The sequence below is a fragment of the Aromatoleum evansii genome (assembly GCF_012910805.1).
GTDB classification, from domain to species: domain Bacteria; phylum Pseudomonadota; class Gammaproteobacteria; order Burkholderiales; family Rhodocyclaceae; genus Aromatoleum; species Aromatoleum evansii.
This window is the reverse complement of record NZ_WTVK01000078.1, coordinates 1-19,675: the sequence shown is the minus strand read 5'-3', so window position 1 is coordinate 19,675 and position 19,675 is coordinate 1. Positions and strand designations below refer to the sequence as shown.

Below are 19,675 nucleotides of genomic sequence, written 5' to 3'. Positions count from 1 at the left end.
CCTCCAGGCTCACCATCTCGCCGGCGATCTTGGCGAAGCGCTTGACGCGGCCGACGATGCGCACGAAGCCATCCTCGTCGATGTCGACCACGTCGCCGGTCTCGTACCAGCCCTCGCCCGCCTCCGAGGCCGGCGCCTGCAGCACGCCCGGCTGGTCGACCTTGAGGTAGCCGCTCATCAGGTTGGGGCCGGAGACGTGCAGCATGCCGCCCTGGGCGATGCCCGGCACCGGCACCAGGCGTGCCTGCAGGCCGGGCAGGAACTGGCCGACGGTGCCCGTGCGGTAGGCCATCGGCGTGTTCACCGCCATCACCGGCGCGGTCTCGGTCGCGCCGTAGCCTTCGAAGATGCGGATGCCGAAGCGCTCGAACCACAGCTGACGCACCGGCTCGGCGAGCTTCTCGGCGCCGGCGATGACGTAGCGCAGGCGGTAGAAGTCGTAGGGGTGGGCGAAGCGCGCGTAGTTCGCGAGGAAGGTGCTGGTACCGAGCAGCACGCTGCAGCCGCGGTCGTATGCGACTTCGGGAATCACGCGGTAGTGCAGCGGGCTGGGGTAGAGGAACACGTTGGCGCCGGAGAGCACCGGCAGCAGGCCGCCGGCGGTCAGCCCGAAGGAGTGGAACAGCGGCAGCGCATTGAGGATCTTGTCGTCGACCGAGAAATCCACCACCGCGCGGATCTGCGCGATGTTGGCGAGCAAGGCGCGGTGCGACAGCACGACGCCCTTGGGCTTGCCCTCGGAACCCGACGTGAACAGCACCACCGCCGTGTCCTCGGGCGCGCCGATTTGCGTCGCCGCGCGCGGGAAACGCAGCGCCCACAGCATGAGCCACAATTTGTCGGCGAGGCCCATCTTGCCGCGCAGGTCTTCCAGGTACACGAAACGCAGCTCGGGGCACACCACCGCGAGCGCCGCGAGCTTGTCGCCGAGCTTGGCCTGCTCGACGAAGGCGCGCGAGGTGAGCACGGTGCGGATCTGCGCCGCCGCGCACGCGGCCTGCATACCGTCGGCGCCGGCGGTGTAATTGAGCATCGCGGGGATGCGGCGGAAGGCGGTGAGGCCGAAGACCAGCGCCAGCGTCGGCGCGAGGTTGGGCAGCAGGATGCCGACGTGCTCGTTCGGGCCGGACTCCTTCGCGACGAGGCGGCCGAGCGCGAGCGCCATCTTGATCAGGTCGCCGTAGGAATACTCCTCCTGCTTCAGGTCCTCAACCAGGCGGCGCGAGCGGCCGTGGATGGAGGCGGCGTCGAGCAGGGCCTCGAACAGCGTCTGCTGCGGGCGGCTGGCGAAGATCATCTCCTGCATGATGCGGCGCATCGCCTCGCCCGCGCGGCGGCGGCGCTCGCGCGCGGTCGGCGCGACCGGCACGTCGATGTGCGTCACCGGATGGATCGTCAGCGCCAGCTGCGGGAAGAAGCGACGCGGGAAGCGCCCGCCCATGCGCGAGAAGTAGGTGCGCGCGGCGCCGTCGATCTTCACCGGCAGGATGGTCGCGCCCGTGCGCGCGGCAACGAAGGCCGGGCCGTCGTAGGTCTTCATCAGGCTGCCGGTGGTGGTGATGCGCCCCTCGGGGAAGATCACCACCGGACGGCCGGATTCGAGCAGGCGCACGACCTTCTTCATCGCCATCGGGCTGGTCGGATCGACCGCGAGGTAGTCGACCAGCGACAGCATCAGCCGGAACCAGCGCTTGTTGGCGACCGTGGTATGCACGACGAAGACCGGGTCGAGCGGCAGGAAGAGCCCCAGCAGCAGACCGTCGAGGAAGGATTCGTGGTTCGCGATCACCAGTAGCCGCGCCTCGCCGGCGGGCACGCGGCCGCTGATGCGCACGCGGAAGAGCAGGCGCGCGAGGCCGCGCAGCAGGGGTTTAAGGAGGGATCGGAGCATGGTGGGGTCTCGTTCCGGAAATCGAAGAAAGGTCAGCGCGCCGACGCGTCCGGCCACGGCACTTCGGGTCGCTTCATGTCGCGGAACGCCGCCATCAGCCAGGAGCGCATGCCGATGACGAGGGTATAGGGGCGGCGGTCGGCGGGCGAGAGTTTCTGGTCGGCGATGTGCTGTTGCGCGAAATCCTGCCCGACGCGCGCGAGGCGCTCGCGGAAGGAATGCGCGAGCCCGCGACCGATCTGCCCATGCACGACCATCAGCATCTCGGATTCGCCGTCGAAGCCGCCGGCGAAGTAGTCGTCGATGACCTCGCCGCGGAAGTACTGCATCACCGGCCCGTGCGGGCGCCAGCGGAAGCCCTTGGCGACCTTGAGGTGATAGCGGTTGCCCGGGCGCAGGTCGATGATGCCGAGGCGGTCGAGGTGCGTCAGCTGCTTCACGACCTCGACCTCGCTCATCTGGTAGGTCGCCACGATCTGCTCCGCGCTCCAGTGGCTGAGGCAGCAGATCGCCACCAGCAGCAGCTGGCGATCGCCCACCACCGCCTTTTCCTGCGCGAGCGAGAGTTCGTCGAGCAGCGGCTCCTTCTCCGCGACGCGGCGCGCGAGGTCGGCGAAGTCGAGGTTCAGCGCGCGGCAGATCGCATCGATGCGCGACAGCGGCATGTCGCCGCTGGCCGAGAACATGCGCTTGACGCTGGACTCGGCCATGCCCAGGCGCTCGGCGAGCGCGGCATAGGTGAGGCCGGCGGCTTTCAGCTCGCTCTTCAGCGTGGCGACGAGGTCGGCGGTGGTGCTCATGGTCGGGGTTCCGTCCGGGAAGTGGCGCCAGATTATCCGCATGGCGTTGGCGGCGCGAGCGCATGTCATTAAGTATCGCACAGCGATACCCAAAGAACACATCTTACACACTTCGCACGACCAGCTTGTACCGCCACCGGCGCCGGCGAATGATGGGCTCGCCTGCCAACCAAGGAGCACTCCATGCAAGCCCTCATCCGTCGTGACACCCGCGCCTGGCGCGCGCAAGTCTGGATTTCCTTCGGCCTCGCCGGCCTGCTGTGCACCGGCGGGCTGGCCGCTCTGCCCGCGATCGCGCTCGACCGCGCCTTCATGGTCATGGGCTACGCCTTCTGCCTCACCAGCGCCTTCGTACTCGCCAAATTCGTGCGCGACGGCGCGGCGCGCAGCGACGACTCGCCGCTGTGGCGCCTCGTCGTGTGGGGCGGCTTCGCGCTGGCGATGGGCCTCACCGGCTGGGGCCTGTGGCGCATGGACATCCACCCGACCTGGAAAGCCTATCTCGGCGTGAGCTGGCTGTACCTGATCTCCAGCGCGCTCACCCTCGCGAAAACCCTGCGCGACGCGTGGGAAGCCGACCGCGCGGAAGCGGGCCTGCGCGCTCCGGCCGACCCGTCGTCGGCGCTTTCCTGAAAGGAGTCCGCCATGCATGCCTCACCCCGTCGCAGCGTCCTCGCGCTGCTCCTCGCCGCCCCGCTCGCCTGGGCCGCACGCGCCCACGCCTACGGCGGCGCGTCCGAAGCCAGCACGGCCTCCGCACTCTCGCTCGCACTACCGCTCGCCTCGGTTGTCGCCGCGCCGGTGATGGTCCTCAGCGCCGGAGCCGTACTCACCGTGACGGCCGTCGAAGCCTCGGCCCGCGGCACGGTGTGGATCCTCGAACGCGCCTCGGACGGCGCGCGCGCCAGCCTCGAACTCAGCGCCGCGGGCCTCGAAGCCTCCGCGATCGCGGTCGGCACGGTGATCCTCGTCACCGCGCTCGCCGCCGGCTGGATCCTCTCGGCCGCGGGGCAGGCGCTGTGCTTCGTCCCCAACGAAGTGGGCCGCGCGCTGCTGTACAGCGAGCGAGTCACGCCATGAGCGCCCTGCTGCGCCTCACCCGTCGCCTCGCGCGATCCCTGCGCGCGGCGCTTCTCGCCGGCGTGCTGCTCGGCGCCGTCGCCGCCCCGCCGATCCTCGCCGGGCAGCCCTGCACCGAACGCCGCCTCACCGCCGAAGAACTCGCGCGCGGCCTCGAACTCGCCGCCCGCAGCGCCGCGGCGCTGGACCGCAGCGGCGCGCGCGCGGCGGTCATCGCCCGCGCCGGGCAGGACCTGCGCGAATGGGGGCAGCGCTATTCGCACATCGGGCTCGTCTATCGCGCGGACGAAACGGCCGACGGCCGCGGCGTCTGGCGCGTCGTGCATAAGCTCAACCACTGCGGCAGCGACCGCGCGAGCCTGTTTCGCCACGGCTTGGCGGAATTCTTCAGCGAGGAACTGTTCGACTACGAAGCGGCAATCGTGCCCTTCGCACCGGCCAGCGGCGCCGTGCTGGCCAACCGGTTGCGCGACAACTTCGTCGTCGCCGCGCTGCACGAGCCGCGCTACAGCATGCTCGCCTACCCGTGGGCGACGCGTTACCAGCAGAGCAACCAGTGGGCGCTCGAGACCGTCGCCCACGTGCTGGAGCCGGGCGCCACCGACCGCAGCCGCGCACAGGCCTGGCTGCGCCTGCGCGGCTACCAGCCGACCACGCTGCGCATCGACCCGCTGCGACGCCTGGGCGCCCGCGTGGGCTCGGCGAACATCGCCTTCGACGACCACCCCAACGCGCGGCGCTTCACCGACCGCATCGACACGGTCACCGCGGATTCGGTGCTGGACTGGCTGACGACGAGCGGGCTGGGATCGGGGCGGATCGCGGTGCGCTAAGGAGGCGCACCGATCGCCCCGTGATCACGCCATCTTGCCGCGCGCGAGCAGGCCCCGCACCGTCTCCTGCAGGTCGGCCGGCAGCACCACGACCTTGGCGCTCTCGGACGAGCCCATGCGCTCCATCGACGCGATGTACTTCTCACCGAGCATGTACATCATCGGCCCCGGCTGGTCGCCGATGGCGGCGGCGACGCGGCGGATCGCCTCGGCGGAGGCTTCGGCGAGCATGACCTGGGCGTTGGCGTCGCGCTTGGCGGATTCGAGACGCGCCTCGGCCTCGAGGATCGCCGCCTGCTTCTCACCCTCGGCCTTGGTCACCGCCGCCTTGCGCTCGCGCTCGGCGGCGGCCTGCATCTCCATCGCGCGCTGCATCGACTCGGAGGGCTTGATGTCCTGGATCTCCACCGACTTCACGGTGAGGCCCCAGTCGACGGCCTCGTCGGCGATGCTCTCCCTCAGGCGCGCCTTGATCTTGTCGCGCGACGAGAGCGCCTCGTCGAGCTCCATCTCGCCGACGATCGAACGCAGCGTGGTCATGATCAGGTTGCGGATCGCCTCGGCGAAGTCGGTCACGCCATACACGGCCTTCACCGGGTCGGTAACCTTGATGAAGGCGATGGCGTTGGTGAGGATCACGGCGTTGTCGCGCGTGATGACCTCCTGCTCCTGCACGTCGAGGATGATGTCCTTGGTGACGAGCTTGTAGGCGACGTTGTCGAGGTAGGGAATGATGATGTTGAGGCCGGGCTTGAGGGTGCTGTGGTACTTGCCCAGGCGCTCGACGATCCATTCCTCGCCCTGCGGCAGGATGCGCACGCCCTTGGCGAGCGTGACGACGACGAAGATGAGTAGGGCTACGACGAATATCAGGCTACCGCTCATGAAATCTCCTCAGGCTTTGACGACTTTCAGGAAACTGCCCTCGACGGCGACGACGCGCACGCGCTCGCCGGCGGGAATCGGGTCTTCGGCGAGGCACACCCACTCCTCGGCGCCCAGCAGCGGACGCTGGAAGCGCACCTTGCCGCGCTGGAAGGGCGCGACCGCGCCGACCAGCAGGCCGACTTCGCCGATGACCTCGCCCGCGGAGGTGCCGATGCGGGTCTTGTGGAAGCTGAGCTTGAACACGCGGAACCACAGCACGACCATGACCAGCGACAGGGCGGTCCAGGTGGCGAGCTGGGCCGTCAGCGACAGCTCCGGCGCGACGAGGAGCACGAGCGCCATCGCCAAGCCCGCGATGCCGAACCAGATCAGGAAAAAGGACGGCAGCGCCAGCTCGGCCAGGATCAGGGCGATGCCGATTACGGTCCAGTGCCACCATTCGATGTTCATGACATCCTCCTCGCCGGCGATTGTAGCGGGATGTCATCGACCTGTCCGCGGCGCGGGAGTCGATCATGAAATTGAAAGATTCTTATACAGAACCGCACATTTGACCTCGATCAGTGTAGGGCGCCCCCCTCTACCTATAATTGCGTATATCCGCCGTGACGGATGACACACACAAATTCAATCGATGGCATCTCCTGAGCGGAGGTGGCATGCGTGCGTGCACCCGAGGGGACTCGCCGCACTTTTGGTCTGAAAAGGGGAAGCCAAGGGATGCAACTTGCGATCCTGTGGCAACGCCTGCGCGAGCTTCCGGGCTTCGTCGCCGGCGCCACCGCGGTCGTCGCGGTGTGGCTGATTTCGATGCTGGGGGGACTGCGCGCCCTCGACCACGTCTATTACGACTTCATCGTCGGGACGATGGGCGAACCGTCGAGCGCGCGCTACGAGGTGCTGCTCGTGGAGACGCGCCCCGGCGAGGCACACGACTGGCCGCAACTCGGCGAGCGGCTGTTCGCCGCCGGCGCGCGGCAGCTCATATTCGTTTCGCCGCTCGCGGAAGCGGAGCTGCGCGGGCTCGCGGCGTGGGGCGACGAGCGCGTGCTGGTCGGCCGTGCTCCGCTTGAATCCGGCGATCCCCCGCAGTTGCGCGCCCCCGAGGCGCTGCCCGCCGACCTCGCCGAGCGCCTGAAGACGGCGCTCGTCGCTCTGCCCCTCGGCGAGGGCGGCTCGCAGCGCGGCCAGTTCGGCGATTTCCGCATCGGACCCCGCCTGCTGCCCGGCATCGAGAAGGCGGCGGCGGTGGCGGCGGGCCGTGCGCCGGTTCCGCCGGTGTTCGGCATCAACTACCACCGCGGCACGAGCCTGCCGCGCATCGGCGCCGACCGGCTGGAGCGCGAGTTGCCGGTGCCGGAGCTGGTGCAGGGCCGCACGGTGCTGGTGGGGCATGCGGCGCAGCCCTGGCTCGCGCACTACGACGCCCCGGGCATGCCGCGCGGCAAGCGCCTGTCGCAGCTGGAGGTGCACGGCCTCGCGCTCGACAGCCTGCTGCAAGACAAGGCGGTGCACGACTTCGGCCCGATCGCCAGCGCCCTGGCGCTGATCCTCAGCGGCGTCGCGCTGGTCGTCGCCTTCCAGCCGCTGCGCCTGTTCTCGGCCTTCTGGGTGAGCCTTGCGCTGATCGCCGGCAGCGTTCCGTTCGCGTGGCTGACCATGCGTCTCTTCGACCTGTGGCCGCCGGTGCTGGAGCTGTCGCTGATGACCGCGCTGGCCTTCCCGCTGGTGTATCGCGCCAAGTCGCTCGCCGAGGACCGGCGCCTGCGCAAGCTGATCGGCGAGACCTCGACCAAGCTGCAGAACCGCTACCTGCCGCCGGGCTTCGCGGAGACCGACGAGCACTGGATCTACGTGACCAACCTGGTCGACCAGATCCTGCAGTCGAACCGCACGATCTTCCTCGAGCGCGTGCCGGACGATCATAGGGTGCGCGAGATCCACGCGCTGCGCTGCTCGATCGGCGACATCGACGAGATGCGCCGCGACTACCAGCGCGTGCCCTACACGCTGGCGATCGAACAGCGCGGCGTGGTGGAGATCGACGTCGGGCGGCGGCCCTACCTGAAGGTGCAGCTCGGCCGCGAACGGCAGTTCCTGGCGCCGCTGATCTTCGGCGGCGAGGTGCTGGGCTTCTGGGCCTTCGGCCTGGAGGAGGAACGCATCGGCGATGCCGCGCACTTCCGCGCGATGGTCGACAACATCGCCGGACAGATCGGCGAGCTGCTGTACCAGCGTCAGCTGTGGCAGGCGCGGCGGGCGAGCGAGGGAGCGGCGTGGCGCCGCTACCTGAACGACGATGCGCTTGCGCTGCACCGCCGCCTGTCGCAGGCGATCGTCGCGCTGGAGCGGCGCGTGTCGAGCTTCGAGCACTTGTTTGCGGGCCTGTCAACGGCGGCGATCGTGTTCGACCTGTTCGGCCGCGTGGTGCTGGTGAATGAGCGCATGAGCCGGCTGCTGACCGACGCCGGGCTGGCCCCCTACGGCATGACCGCGGCGGACCTGATCGCGACGCTCTCCGGTCAGGATGCCGGTCGCGTGCGCCAGACGGTGCAGGCGCTGCTCTCCGCCAGCGCTCCGACGGTGCTGCCGGCGCAGCTGCCGGGCGACACCCCGGGCCACTACATCCTGAGCCTGCGATCGCTGGAGCAGGATCCCGAATCGGCGGATGACACCACGCCGTTCCGAAGCCACGGGCTCCTCCTCGAACTGGTCGACGTCACCGACATCCATCGCCTGTATGGCGTCAAAACCGGGCTCGTGAGCTACCTCAACCATCAGCTCAACAATCACCTCACGGCGGTGCTGGGTGCGACGAAACTGCTCGAAATGAATCCCGCCGCGCTGTCCGGGATGATCCCGCTGATCGACGCCCAGTGCCGCAAGGCGGCGACGACCGTGGAGCGCGTGCAGGATCTGCTGACGCACGAGCTGCAGGTGGATTTCGGCGGCAGCTATCCGGTCGACCCGCGCGAACCGGCTGCGCGTGCGGTCGATGAGCTGCGCGCCCGCGCGGCCGAGCGCAGCATCGGCTTCGACGTGCACGTGCCGACGACGCCCCTGCTGGCCTATGCGAATCCACGCGAGCTGCAGGCGACACTGGCGACGCTGCTCGACTTCCTGCTGGACGACGCCGTGGAGGGTTCGCGCATCGGCCTGAACATGACCGACCGTGCGGACCATGTCGAGATCGTGCTGACCAACAGCGGCTTCGGCCTGCCGCAGGAGCGCCTGGACGCAAGCCTCGCAGCCGCGGCCCCCGCGGGCGACGACACCTTCGCCCGGTTGCGCCGCGCGCTGCAGCACATCGGCCACTGGGGCGGCCAGACCCAGGTGTCCACCGCACTGGGCGAGGGTTTCAGGATCGCCCTGGTACTGAGGAGTTTCCAATGAGCGCAACCTCCCTTCCCCGCGTGCTGGTGGTCGAGGACGAGCCGCTGGTCGCGTGCGTCGTCGAAGGCCTGCTGGCCAGCCGCGGCCTCGCGGTCGATGTCGCCCGCGACGGCGACGAGGCGATCGGGAAGCTTGGCGGCACGGCCTACCGGTTGGTCGTGACCGACCTCATGATGCCGGTGCGCGACGGCGAGCAGCTGGTGCGCTGGATGCGCGAGGTCGCCGCGCTCGACACGCCGGTGATCGTGCTGTCGGCGATCCGCGACGCGCGCCAGCGCGAGCGCCTCGAGGCACTGGGCGTGAGCGCGATCCTGCACAAGCCGCTCGACATGGACGGTTTCCTGCAGCGGGCGCTGGAACTGGCGGGTGCCGATGCCTGAGTGGTTACCGCTGCCACTTTTTCCCGAAGGGGGACTTGCCGGCTCGGTCGTGACGACCGTGTGGATCGGCGTCGCGGTCGTGGTGTTCTTCAACCTGCGCCTGGGCTGGGTGCTGTCCGGCCTGGTCGTGCCGGGCTATCTCGTGCCGCTGCTGCTGGCGAAACCGGCCGCCGCCGCGGTGGTCGTCGGCGAGGGCATCCTCACCTACGCGCTGGTGTGGTTCTACTCCGAGTTCCTGTCGCGCCATACGGGCTGGAGCAATTTCTTCGGCCGCGACCGCTTCTTCGCGCTGGTGCTGTGCAGCGTGCTGGTACGCATCGGCATGGACGGCTTCGCGTTGCCGGCGCTGGGGGAGTGGCTGAACGACGCCTTCGGCATGCAGTTCGATTATCGCAACAACCTGCACAGCTTCGGCCTCATCATCGTCGCGCTGATCGCGAACAACTTCTGGAAGACCGGGCTGTTGCGCGGCCTGCTGCCGCTCGTCGTTACGACCGGCGTGACGCTCGTGATCGTGCGCTACGGGCTGATGACGGCGACCAATTTCAACATCAGCTCGCTGTCCTACATGTACGAGGACATCGCGGCCTCCATCCTCGCGAGCCCCAAGGCCTACATCATCCTGATCGCGACGGCCTTCCTCGCGTCGCGCATGAACCTGCTGTACGGCTGGGACTTCGCGGGCATCCTGGTGCCCTCGCTGCTGGCGCTGCAGTGGTACCAGCCGGGCAAGATCCTCGCATCCTTCGCCGAGGCGACGGTGATCCTGCTGCTCGCGCACGCGGTGCTGAAGCTGCCCGCCTTCCGCGGCGTGACGGTGGAGGGCGGGCGCAAGCTGATGCTGTTCTTCAACATCAGCTTCGCCTACAAGTTCGTCATCGCGTGGCTGGTGCTGTGGTTCGTGCCGGAGCAGAAGATCACCGACCTGTACGGCTTCGGCTATCTGCTGCCGACGCTGCTCGCGCTCAAGATGCACGACAAGGGCATCTATGCGCGCATGACGCGGGCGGTGCTGCAGACTTCGCTGGTGGCCGCCTTCGTCGCGACGCTGGCGGGCTTCGCGCTGTCTTTCCTGCCCGATGCGACGGACACCGCCCATGCCGGCAGCACGACGGCAGAGACGCCGCCGACGCGTGACGGGAAGCTCGTCGAGCTGGTGCGGGAGGCGCGCATCGCCGCGTACCGCACGCGGCTGCAGGTGTCGGTGCCCACGCCCAACGCCTTCGAACTCGACCGGCTGCGCCAGGGCTTCTCCCAGCTCGCGGAGTACCGGCGCGACCGCGAGCCGGCGCGACTGTCGGCGGCGATGAAGCAGCTGGAGGGCATCGGTTTCCGCGTCGAACGCATCGAGGGGCGCTACCTGCTGCTGCGCGACGGTGATCCGGCGCGCTTCTGGGGCCTGTACGTGGTCGACCTGGACGCAGATACCGAGCTCGCGATCGAGGTGCCGGCGCCGCTCGACGAGCGCGGCAGCGCGGAATCCGGGGCGTGGCTGTTCCGCTCTATGCGCGCGCAGTCGCTGGCCATCGCGGGCTCGACGCGCAATGCGAACAAGGACGGCAGCGCCGACGTGTTGCGCGCGCCGAATACGGTGTTCCAGATGTTCCACCAGGTGTTCGGTGCCCGCGAAGTGCTGCAGGTGCGCGGCTACACGGCCGAATCGGCGCGCATCGCGCAGGGCTGGCGCAACGAGCTGCAGCGCCCGCCGGAAGGCGAGCCGGCCTCGCTGCTGTGGGTCAAGGGCACGCTGCCCGACGGGCTGGACCTCGCGCGCCTGCGCGAGCTCGCCGGCAGCGTCGCGCTGCGCTGGGGCGAGCTGCCGCTGCCGAACCTGCAACGCGACACGCTGTATGCGGGTTTCGCCGAACTGCAGCTGCACCGCGACGACATGCGCCGCCTGCTCGGGCGCGCACTGGCCACCGAGCGCAGCGTCGGCGAGACGGTGTCCGACAAGAGCATCGAAGGCTACCTGCAGGACTGGCTGCTGTCCGATCCGACACGCATTGCCCCGTCGGGCACCGATCTTTACGCGCAGCCGGCGGTCGAGGACCTGCTGTTTTTCGACGACGAGGTCGTCACGCCGCTGCTGGCCGCGGCCGCCGACCATTACCGCGACGGTGCCTGGACCGCGGACGGCATCGCGGAGCTGCGCGTAATCCAGAGCGCGGCGACGGCGCTGGGCTACGCGCTGCTGCGCTACCGCCACCTCGGCAGCGGCACCGACTACCTGATCCTCGCCGAAGCCGAGCGCCCGCCCGGCGCGACCGACGCGCGGCGCTACTGGGGCACCTACGTGTTCCGCCTCGGGTCCGCGGAAGCCTTCGTCGTCGGCGCGCCGCGGCCGCTGTTCGAGCACAATTCCTTCGAGATGGCGGTGTCGCTGTTCGAGTCGCTGCGCGCCCGGGCGCTGCTGATCGGCGGCGCGAGCCCGGCGGCGAACCGCGACGGCAGCGCCGACATCGTGCGCCTCGCGAACAAGGAGAACGCATTCAACGTGGTCGGCCAGGCCATCCTGCGCCACGCTGGCGACGCGCCGCTGATGACGGTGCAGAGCCGTGCGATGAGCGAACGCTCGGACGCACCACTGCCCGCCGCCGACGTGCTGCTCGCAGCGGGCAATGGCGCACTCGATGTGGCGCAGCTGGGGGAGCGCGGGCGGCGGCTGGTGGAGCTGTTCGGGCGCTACGGTCTGAGCACCGCCTTCGCGGGCGGCGAACTGGCGAGCGCAGGCTACGAGGTCGGGGCGATGCCACAGGTGTTCTACCTGAACGCGATGCAGGACAAGGAGTTCGTAACCTTCTGGGCCTCGCCGCTGGCGCGCGCCGGCTTCCGCCAGCAGACCGGTGCGACCGCGCAGCAGGCGCAGACGATGGCGCTGGGCCTGCGCAGCGTCGAGGAGGATCTCGCCGCCTACGTAGCGCGACATGATCGGCCGGCGGGATCGGTGCCCCCCTCGCTGCGCACGATGCTCGGGCGCTACGTCGCCAGCCAGGACATCGTCGTGCTGCACGCCGCGCTCACCGCGCATCCGCAGCTGCGCTTCGAGCGCATCGTCGATCTCGGCTCGCGCCAGGGTTTCCTCGCGGTTCTCGATCGCGACGGCGGACTGCTCGGCATCGCGAACCTCACGGCGCGCGAGCCGGAACGCGCGGTCGTGCTGAAGCGCGACGCGCTGCGCGCAAGCCTCGATGTCTTCGTCGAGGGCCGCGCAGGCTGGCTGCTGGCGGAGGACGCGCGATGAAATGGCTCGCACGCCTGCTTGCCGTCGCGCTGGTGGCGCTCGCCGCGTGGTGGCTCGCGCCGCGCTTCGCGGCCTTCGACACCTCGTCCCTGCTCTTGCGCGACGGCAACGGTTGGAAGCTGGAGATGGTGCCGCAGGCGACCATCGCGGCGACCTACCTCGCCGAGCGCGAACGCTGGCTCAGCTTCCCGGTGCCGGCTGGCGCGGACCGCGTGCGCATCGTCAGCAACGCCAACCTGTACGACCTCGCGAAAGCGCGCGAGGCGCGCACGGCCGACCCGCGGCGGCGCTGGCGCTACGCGCTCGACATCGAGATCACCGACGGCGAGGGCGCGGTGCTGCTGGGCCGGCGCCACCACCATCGCACCGACCTGGCCGAGCTGCGCCTGCCCGACGAGCGCATCGTCACCCCGTCCTTCTACCTCGACGAGACCCTGAGCCCGGTCACGGGCGTCGTCGTGATGCTGAACCTCGGCGGCCTGCCCCAGGCCGCGCGGCTGCGCATCCGCCTCGCCGACGGCGACCCCGACATCGCCGACGTCGCGGTGCGCGCCTACTTCCCGGAAGCGGCCAGCGAACGTCAGCTCGACCACCTGTGGCAGCGCCTGTCCGAGCGGCAGAAGAGCTCGCTGGCGAAAGGCAGCGTGTATGCGCACGAACTGCTCACGGAAGCGGAACGCCGCAACCTGCTGCACAACCAGTGGCAGCCCGCGGGTCCGCAGGGCGCGCGCGGCGTGGATTTCAGGGGGCGGGACCTGTACGTGCTGCGCGATGTCGAGGGTGAGCCGGTCGACGACCCGGTTCCGCCCGCCGGACTCGTCGCCGCGCCGGGCCGTCCCGTCGTGTTCCCGCTGCCCGAGGGCGGCGGCAAGGTCGAGTTCGAGGCGATCCCGCTGGCCGCCGACGGCGATTCGACCGGGGAGCCCGGCACTCCGCGGCTCGCGGGGCGCTGGCATGCCGGCGACAGCCTCCTGAAGGAAGACGTCGCGATCCCGCTCGCCGCGGCGGAGGGCGCCATGCCGCTGCGCGGCGAACGGCGCTTCGGCGGCGGGCTCGTCGAGCTGGAGGCGAACCGGCCGCTCGCCGTCCGCGCCTTCATGGACATCGCGGGCGCGCGCACCGAGATCACGCCGGAAAGGCTGTTCCAGCGCCTGTTCGTCGCCCACTCGGCGCAGCCGGTGAGCTTCACGATCGCGCATGCAGACGGCGCGGCGACGCCGGTCAGGGTCGAGGCGCGCCATCTGCAGACCGCCGCAAACCCGGCCGCGGCGCCGCTGCTGCATTACGCCTTCACCGCCGCCGACGGCTCGGTGCTGCGCGAAGGCGAGGTGCCGCTGATTGCCGATGGCTCGCGCTACGACGAGCCGCTCGGCGCACTGCGAGGCAGCGTGGTGTCGGAACCCACGGAGCTCTTCTTCTCCGTGCCGCCGCAGGCGACCGCCCTGCGCCTCGGCACCGCAGCGAAAAGCGCTTCGCGCTCGCCGGTGCTGGTGGGCGTCTCGACCCGCCCTGCGCAGCTCCCGCGCCAGATCCGCGCCCCCGAGGACCGCTACGACTTCGACGCGAAGGGACTGCGCGTGCCGGCGTGGTTCCCGATCCTGCCGCAGGACTACGAGCGCCTGATCGCCGGCAACGGCAGCCAGCTCGTCGCGGTGCAGCCGCGTCCACCCAGGGAGCGGCCCGAACTGCAGAGCGGGCGCTTCACCTACGAGGATTTCCGACCCGGCGGACGCTGGCTTGCGCGCCAGTTGCTGACGCCACGGGAAGCCGGCAGCGCGGTGCGCGAGGAGGCATTGCCCTCGACCTTTTCGCCACTGGCTGCGGGCCGCGCGCAACGGCTCGACTTCCCCGCGTGGATGGGCCTGCGCCAGGTTTCCCCGGCCCTGCTGTGGATCTCCCCGGACGACACGCCCTTCAGTGCCACGGTCATGCTCGACGGCCGCCCGCACCACGCCTTCGGCGGCCGTGGCCGGTATGGGGAGACGCGCCTGCCGCCGCTCCCCGCCGGCGCGCACACGCTCAAGGTCGAATTCGCCAGCAATAACGCCAGCAACAGCGCCGGCGACGGCACCCGCGGCGCCACGCGACGGCCGCGACTCTTCATCAACCACGCGACACCGGCTGCGGACGCCTATTCGCTGCGCCTCGCGGCACGCGTCGAGCGCGAGGTCGCGTTCGAGGTCGAGCGCAACACGCGCGACGAGGAGATCCTGAGCGCGCGCCTGTTCCAGCCGGCAGGATGGCAGGGGCGCAGCCGGATCTCCGCACGCATCGAGGGGCCCGCCCCCGCGGCGCTGACGCCGCTGCCGGGCTGGCTGTTCGACGACCGCCGCTATGATGTGCGGCCCGACCCGAGCTGGTCGGCGCCGGTGTTCGACACGCAGGGCGAACGCAGCGACGCCGGCCAGCCGGTGCAGATCGTGATCCCCGCAGGCGCAGCGCCGGGACGCTACCGCGTCGTCTTCCGCATCGAGGAAGGCCCGCCCGGCTATCTCGCGCTGTCACGCATCAGGCCGGGGGTCGAGGCGCGGCGGCGGATCTTCGAGGAAGCGGAGGTGCGCCATGTGGCGGTCGAGTAAACCCGGGCGCAAGAGCGTGCCGTGGGCCCGGCGCCCCCATACCGTTCGGGCTGAGCCTGTCGAAGCCCTGCCAGTGCCCTTCGACAGGCTCAGGGCGAACGGTATTCGCTGTCTCATTGGCCGGTCACTAACCGCCCTGCTGATGGTCTGCACGCCACCTGCCACCGCAGGGGATGACACGCAGGCGGCCTCGAAGACCGGCAGCACGACACTGGCGACGACGATCGCACCGCGCCTCGCGGAGGCGATCCGCGGGGGGCACTACGTCGCCCCGGACAGCGACGAACTCGCGCGCGCGGAGCGCCTGTTCGACCGCCTCACCGCCGGCTCGCCGCCCGACGCGCTGCGCGCGGAGATGCGCGAACTCGGTCTCGTCATCGAACGCGACGGTCCGCTGGTGATCGTGCGCGAGCGCGAGGATGCGCTGCGCGGGCGCGGTTTCTACGTCTTCCGCCACGGCGCGCGCCCCGACGTGCTGCACGTCCCGCACGGCTTCAAGGACGAGATGACGCGCGACATCGGACTGGCGCTGTTCGCCGAGGGCGATTTCGCCGCCGCCGCGTGGAACACGGTGCCACGTCGCTACGAACGGGACGGCGCACAGGTCGATGCCGACTTGGCCCACCTCCCTGGCACCTGGTTCAACGCCTTCGTGCGCGCCACGGCGCGTGCCTGGCCGCAGGGACGCAGCCTGCAGATCCACGGCTACGATCCCGACAAGCGCCGCACCGAAGCCGGCGCCGACGCGGCGCTGATCCTCGCCGACGGAACGGCGGTGCCCGACGACGCGCTGCGCCGCCAGCGCGACTGCCTCGCCTCGCGCCTGGGCCGCAGCGTCGCCCTTTACCCCGACGACGTGCGCGAGCTCGGCGGCACGACCAACGTGCAGGGCCGCACGCTGCGCGGCCTGGGCTACGGCGGCTTCGTGCATGTCGAGATCAGCCGCAGCCTGCGGCTCGCGCTGCGCGACGACCCCGCAGCGCGCGCGAACTTTCTTACCTGTCTCCAGCCATGATCCGCCCGTCCGCTCCCCGCCCCCCGCGCTTTCGCCCGACCCGCAAGCCGCTCGCCTGCTGTGTGGCCGCGAGCCTCGCGCTGTTCGCCGGAGGCAGCGCCGCGCAGGTCGACGAGGTGCAACTGCGGCTGCTGACGCAGTTCGAGCTGCCGCTGCGCTGGGACAACGTCGAGCCGGGCCGGCCCTACTGGACCCGCGGCGTGCGACCGGCCTGGCGTACCGCTGCCGGGCTGCACGCGGTGCGCCTCGCGCCGGGTGAGTCCGTCACGCTGCGCATCCCGGCGGGCGAGAGCCTGCGCGTGCGCGCCCTGGACGACGCTGCCAAGCACGCGCTCGCGGCACCGGACGGGGCGCTGACGATTGCCTTCTCGAACGGCACCGGCCTGTATGCTGCGCAGCGCCCGCGCCGCAGCGCCGACGGGCTGGACTGGCTCGTCGAAGCCACGGACGCTGCGCCCCAGGCCGGCCCGCAGCTCGCGCGCGTGTCGCTCGCCGCGGGGCACGGCGAGGCGCTCGAAATGGCGCTGTTCGTGTCGAGGCGCGAACCGCTCGGCCGCATCGCCCCCTACCGCCAGCTGCACGAGCTGCCGGGCGAGCCGCTCGACGTGCAGCACCAGCGGGGCAGCCGCCCGCTGCACTACTGGGCGATCGAACCGGCAGCTCCCGTCACGCTGGACGTCGAAGGCCCGGCACGCTTCGCGCTGCGCCTGCGCCTGCGCTACCCGGCGGATGAAGCCGCGAGCGCCCAGCACTGGCGCGCCGTCGCAACGCTGGACGACCAGCCGCTCGCGACGCTGGCGTTCGCGACCGGCGCCGAGAACGCGTGGACGGTGGCGATCGACGGACGCGAAAGCGTCGTCAGCCGCGAGAAGGAAGGCTATTTCGAGGTGCCGGAGGGGCGCCACCGCCTGAGCCTCGCGACCAGCGCGCCGGTGATCGCACGCCTGCTGTCGCAGGCCGACCCCGACTATCTCGTGCCGGCGCTGAACGCCCCCGACACCACGGCCGCCGAGGCACGCGCCGCGATCGTGCAGGAGCCGCCGCTCGTGCTGCGCCTCTCCGGCTGGGGCGACGCGGGCAAGGACGCGGCGGAAATCGTCGCCGCGCGCGAGCGCATCTCGCCGGCCGCGGTGCAGGCCGCGGCGCTGCAGCTCGCGCGCGACAACCGCCATCGTGAGGGCGGGGCCGTCGGCGCGGCGGCGATGCGCGAAGTCGCCGCGCTGCGCCGCGACGACCCGACGCTGCGCGGCGAGGCAGGCGACTATGCGCTCCACACCTACTATCGCGATCTGCTGCCGCGCGAAAAGAACCAGCCCGGCGCGCTGCGTCACGCATGGTTCCTCGCGCCGCGCCTGCGTGCCGATACCGCAGGCGAAGGAGAAGGCCGCGGCACGGTGCTCGCCGGCCAGCATGCGGACGAACTGCCCGGCAGCCTCGCGGCGGGCCGATTCCTGCCCCTGGGCGGCAGCGACGCCGCCCGCGCATATGCCTACGACCTGCCCGAACGCTTCGCGCCATCCGCGCTGCGCGTCGCCGTGCATGGCGACGCGGCCGCCGCGGAAATGGCCGTCTTCGTGCAATACGACGATGCGGCGCCGGTGCCGCTGACGCTCGTACCCTACCCCGAACAGCCCGGCGCGGCCTTCGTCCCCTCGGGCGGCGAAGCCGCGCTGCGCCTGCAGCAGGAGCGCTTCCGCGACGCACCGGCCGACGGCGCGGCGCACCCGGCGAACGAGGACGACGGCGACGCCTACGGCACGGGCACCCTCTCGGGTGCCTTCAGCCGCCGCCACCTGCCTGGCCCCCTGGTGGCTGCGCGCATCGCGGAGCTGCCGCTGCCCGGCGGCGTCCGTCAGGTGCGTGTATGGCGCGCGGGCGCCGAGGGGCAGCCCTTGTGGATCGCGCTCGCCTACCGCGCATCCAAACCCTTCCAGCTCACCGAACGTGCGTGGATCGAAGCGGCGCGCACCCTGCACGGCGGACAGGCGGCGGACGCCGGCGCGATCGCGCCCTTCCTCGCGACGCTGGGCACCGCCCCCGACTTCGCCGCGCCGTCCGCCGCCGAGGCCGACAGCCACTGGCAGCCGCTCGCGCGCCTGCTGCGTGCCCAGGCGGCGCAGTTCGCCATCGGCGTCGCCCCGCCCGACGCCGCCGCAGCCCGCCGCGACGCTGCCCCCGCAACCCAAGCGCTGCGCGAGGCCGAAAAGCTCGCCGCCCGCGGTCAATGGCTGGGCGCCCTCGAAGCATGGTCCGCCGCGCTCGCCAGCCCGGTCGCGGCCGAACGCGAACAGGCCTTCGCCGGGCGCATCACCGCGCTGCGCCAGCTGGGCGAGGACCACGTCGCCGAGCGCCTGCTGCGCCAGCGCATGCTGCACGACGCCGACCCGGCTGCAAGGCGCGGCGCGCGCGACAGGCTGATCGCCCTGCATCGCGACGCGCACGACCTCGACGCCGAGCAGGCGACCCGCGCCGCGGCCCTGCTTCGCGAGGGCGCGCGCAGCGCCGCCGAACTCGTCTCCGCGCTGGCGGCGAACCTGCTCGACAACGGCGAACCCGATCTTGCACTGATGGCCGGCCTGCTGCTGCCGCGCCGTGAGCGCCCGCTCGAGACGATGCTGCGCGCCGCACATGCGCAGCAGTGGTGGGCGGTGTTCGACGAACTCGTGGGCGACCTGCCCGACCCGTCGCGACAGGCCTTCTGGCGCGCCCAGCGCGCGCTGGGCGAAGGCCGCATGGCCGACGCCGAAGCGCAATTCGCCCGCGCCGGCGGCGAAGGCGCGGCCTTTGCGGCCCACCTCGCGCGTGCCCGCGGCATCCGCGCGGCGCTGCACGGCGACGCCGCGGACAAGAATGGCGAGCGTGCGCTGGCCGACTGGGCCGACTGGCAGGCAAGCCACCCCGGGCCGCGCATCTGGCAGGACGGCGCCCACCTGGCGACCGATTTCGCCGGCGCGCAGGCGCTGCGATCGATCGACCGCGACCTCGGCTTCACCGCGTTCCGCGCCGAACCCGAACGTCCCCTGCGCCTGCGCGTGGCGGGCCCGGCCAAGCTGCGCATCGAAGCGCGGCCCCTGCATCCGGCGGGCAGCGCCGCGCGCGTCGACGGCTGGCTGCGGGTGCGCGAGGCCGGACACCAGACCGGGCAAGAGTGGCTCGCGCCGATCACCGCGAATGCCCCCACGCCCGCCCTTGAGCTCGTCGGCCGCCCGCAGACGTCCGCGGGGCGCGCCGTCGTGCAGGAGATCGCGCTCGGCCCCGGCTGGCACGAACTCGCGGCCGACGGTGGCGACCGCGCGCTGCTCGTGCGCCTTGCGATCGAGGAAGCGGCCCTGCCCCTGCCGCTCCTGCCCCGTTTGACGCCCGACACCGCTGCCGCGCGCGCCACCGGCACCGGCGTGGGCGTGCAGGATCCGCTGCGCTGGCCGGCGCCCTGCCTCGACTGCTCGACGCTGCTCGATGTGCGCCCCGGCGAAGCCCCGCAACGCGTGCGGCTCGCGCGCAATCTCATCGACGCGAACGCAGCGACGCTCGCGGAACCCGCCCTGCCGCCCCTGCCGCCCCTGCCGGCCGCGCCC

General features: G+C 71.2%; 13 protein-coding genes. 9 read left to right on the top strand and 4 right to left on the bottom strand.

Annotated elements, in window-relative coordinates; translation table 11 throughout:
* Together GO615_RS24830 and GO615_RS24825 are read right to left on the bottom strand one after the other, a co-directional pair.
* The coding region (locus GO615_RS24830) for an AMP-binding protein (RefSeq protein ID WP_169132547.1) at positions 1-1,891 on the bottom strand (1,891 nt) is incomplete at its 3' end.
* A gap of 32 nt (positions 1,892-1,923) precedes the next feature.
* Complete coding sequence (locus GO615_RS24825) at positions 1,924-2,691, bottom strand: helix-turn-helix domain-containing protein (protein WP_169132546.1); 768 nt, start codon at positions 2,689-2,691, stop codon at positions 1,924-1,926.
* A 183-nt stretch (positions 2,692-2,874) separates the two neighbouring features.
* Between GO615_RS24825 and GO615_RS24820 the strand changes: the two genes are divergently transcribed.
* The 3 genes from GO615_RS24820 to GO615_RS24810 are packed head-to-tail and all read left to right on the top strand — an operon-like array spanning position 2,875 to position 4,604.
* The gene (locus GO615_RS24820; RefSeq protein WP_169132545.1) at positions 2,875-3,324 is read left to right on the top strand and encodes a YiaA/YiaB family inner membrane protein; all 450 of its coding nucleotides are present in this window, start codon (positions 2,875-2,877) and stop codon (positions 3,322-3,324) included.
* Positions 3,325-3,336: 12 nt separating this feature from the next.
* A complete protein-coding gene (locus GO615_RS24815; RefSeq protein ID WP_169132544.1) occupies positions 3,337-3,771 on the top strand; it encodes a hypothetical protein in 435 nt (144 codons plus the stop codon).
* Positions 3,768-4,604 (top strand): DUF2145 domain-containing protein, encoded by an 837-nt coding sequence (locus GO615_RS24810; RefSeq protein ID WP_169132543.1) that lies wholly within the window; start codon positions 3,768-3,770, stop codon positions 4,602-4,604. The genes GO615_RS24815 and GO615_RS24810 overlap by 4 nt, the downstream gene beginning before the upstream one ends.
* Positions 4,605-4,628: 24 nt before the next feature.
* Here GO615_RS24810 and GO615_RS24805 read toward each other — a convergent pair whose 3' ends face one another.
* A complete protein-coding gene (locus tag GO615_RS24805) occupies positions 4,629-5,489 on the bottom strand; it encodes an SPFH domain-containing protein (protein WP_169132542.1) in 861 nt (286 codons plus the stop codon).
* Between the two features lie 9 nt (positions 5,490-5,498).
* Positions 5,499-5,942, bottom strand: coding sequence for an NfeD family protein (locus tag GO615_RS24800; protein ID WP_169132541.1), 444 nt, complete (start codon positions 5,940-5,942; stop codon positions 5,499-5,501).
* A 270-nt stretch (positions 5,943-6,212) separates the two neighbouring features.
* On the opposite strand from GO615_RS24800, the gene GO615_RS24795 reads away from it, so the two are divergent.
* The 6 genes from GO615_RS24795 to GO615_RS24770 all read left to right on the top strand — a co-directional run.
* Positions 6,213-8,885, top strand: coding sequence for a hypothetical protein (locus GO615_RS24795; RefSeq protein WP_169132540.1), 2,673 nt, complete (start codon positions 6,213-6,215; stop codon positions 8,883-8,885).
* The gene (locus GO615_RS24790) at positions 8,882-9,265 is read left to right on the top strand and encodes a response regulator (RefSeq protein ID WP_169132539.1); all 384 of its coding nucleotides are present in this window, start codon (positions 8,882-8,884) and stop codon (positions 9,263-9,265) included. Before GO615_RS24795 ends, GO615_RS24790 begins: the two co-directional genes overlap by 4 nt.
* The gene (locus tag GO615_RS24785; RefSeq protein WP_169132538.1) at positions 9,258-12,506 is read left to right on the top strand and encodes a poly-gamma-glutamate biosynthesis protein PgsC/CapC; all 3,249 of its coding nucleotides are present in this window, start codon (positions 9,258-9,260) and stop codon (positions 12,504-12,506) included. Before GO615_RS24790 ends, GO615_RS24785 begins: the two co-directional genes overlap by 8 nt.
* Positions 12,503-15,085, top strand: a complete 2,583-nt coding sequence (locus tag GO615_RS24780; protein WP_169132537.1) for a hypothetical protein — start codon at positions 12,503-12,505, stop codon at positions 15,083-15,085. Before GO615_RS24785 ends, GO615_RS24780 begins: the two co-directional genes overlap by 4 nt.
* Before the next feature lie 142 nt (positions 15,086-15,227).
* Positions 15,228-16,100 (top strand): hypothetical protein, encoded by an 873-nt coding sequence (locus GO615_RS24775; RefSeq protein ID WP_169132536.1) that lies wholly within the window; start codon positions 15,228-15,230, stop codon positions 16,098-16,100.
* Positions 16,097-19,675, top strand: a 3,579-nt coding sequence (locus GO615_RS24770; RefSeq protein ID WP_211167345.1) for a hypothetical protein, incomplete at its 3' end; no start/stop codon positions are given. The genes GO615_RS24775 and GO615_RS24770, both read left to right, overlap by 4 nt.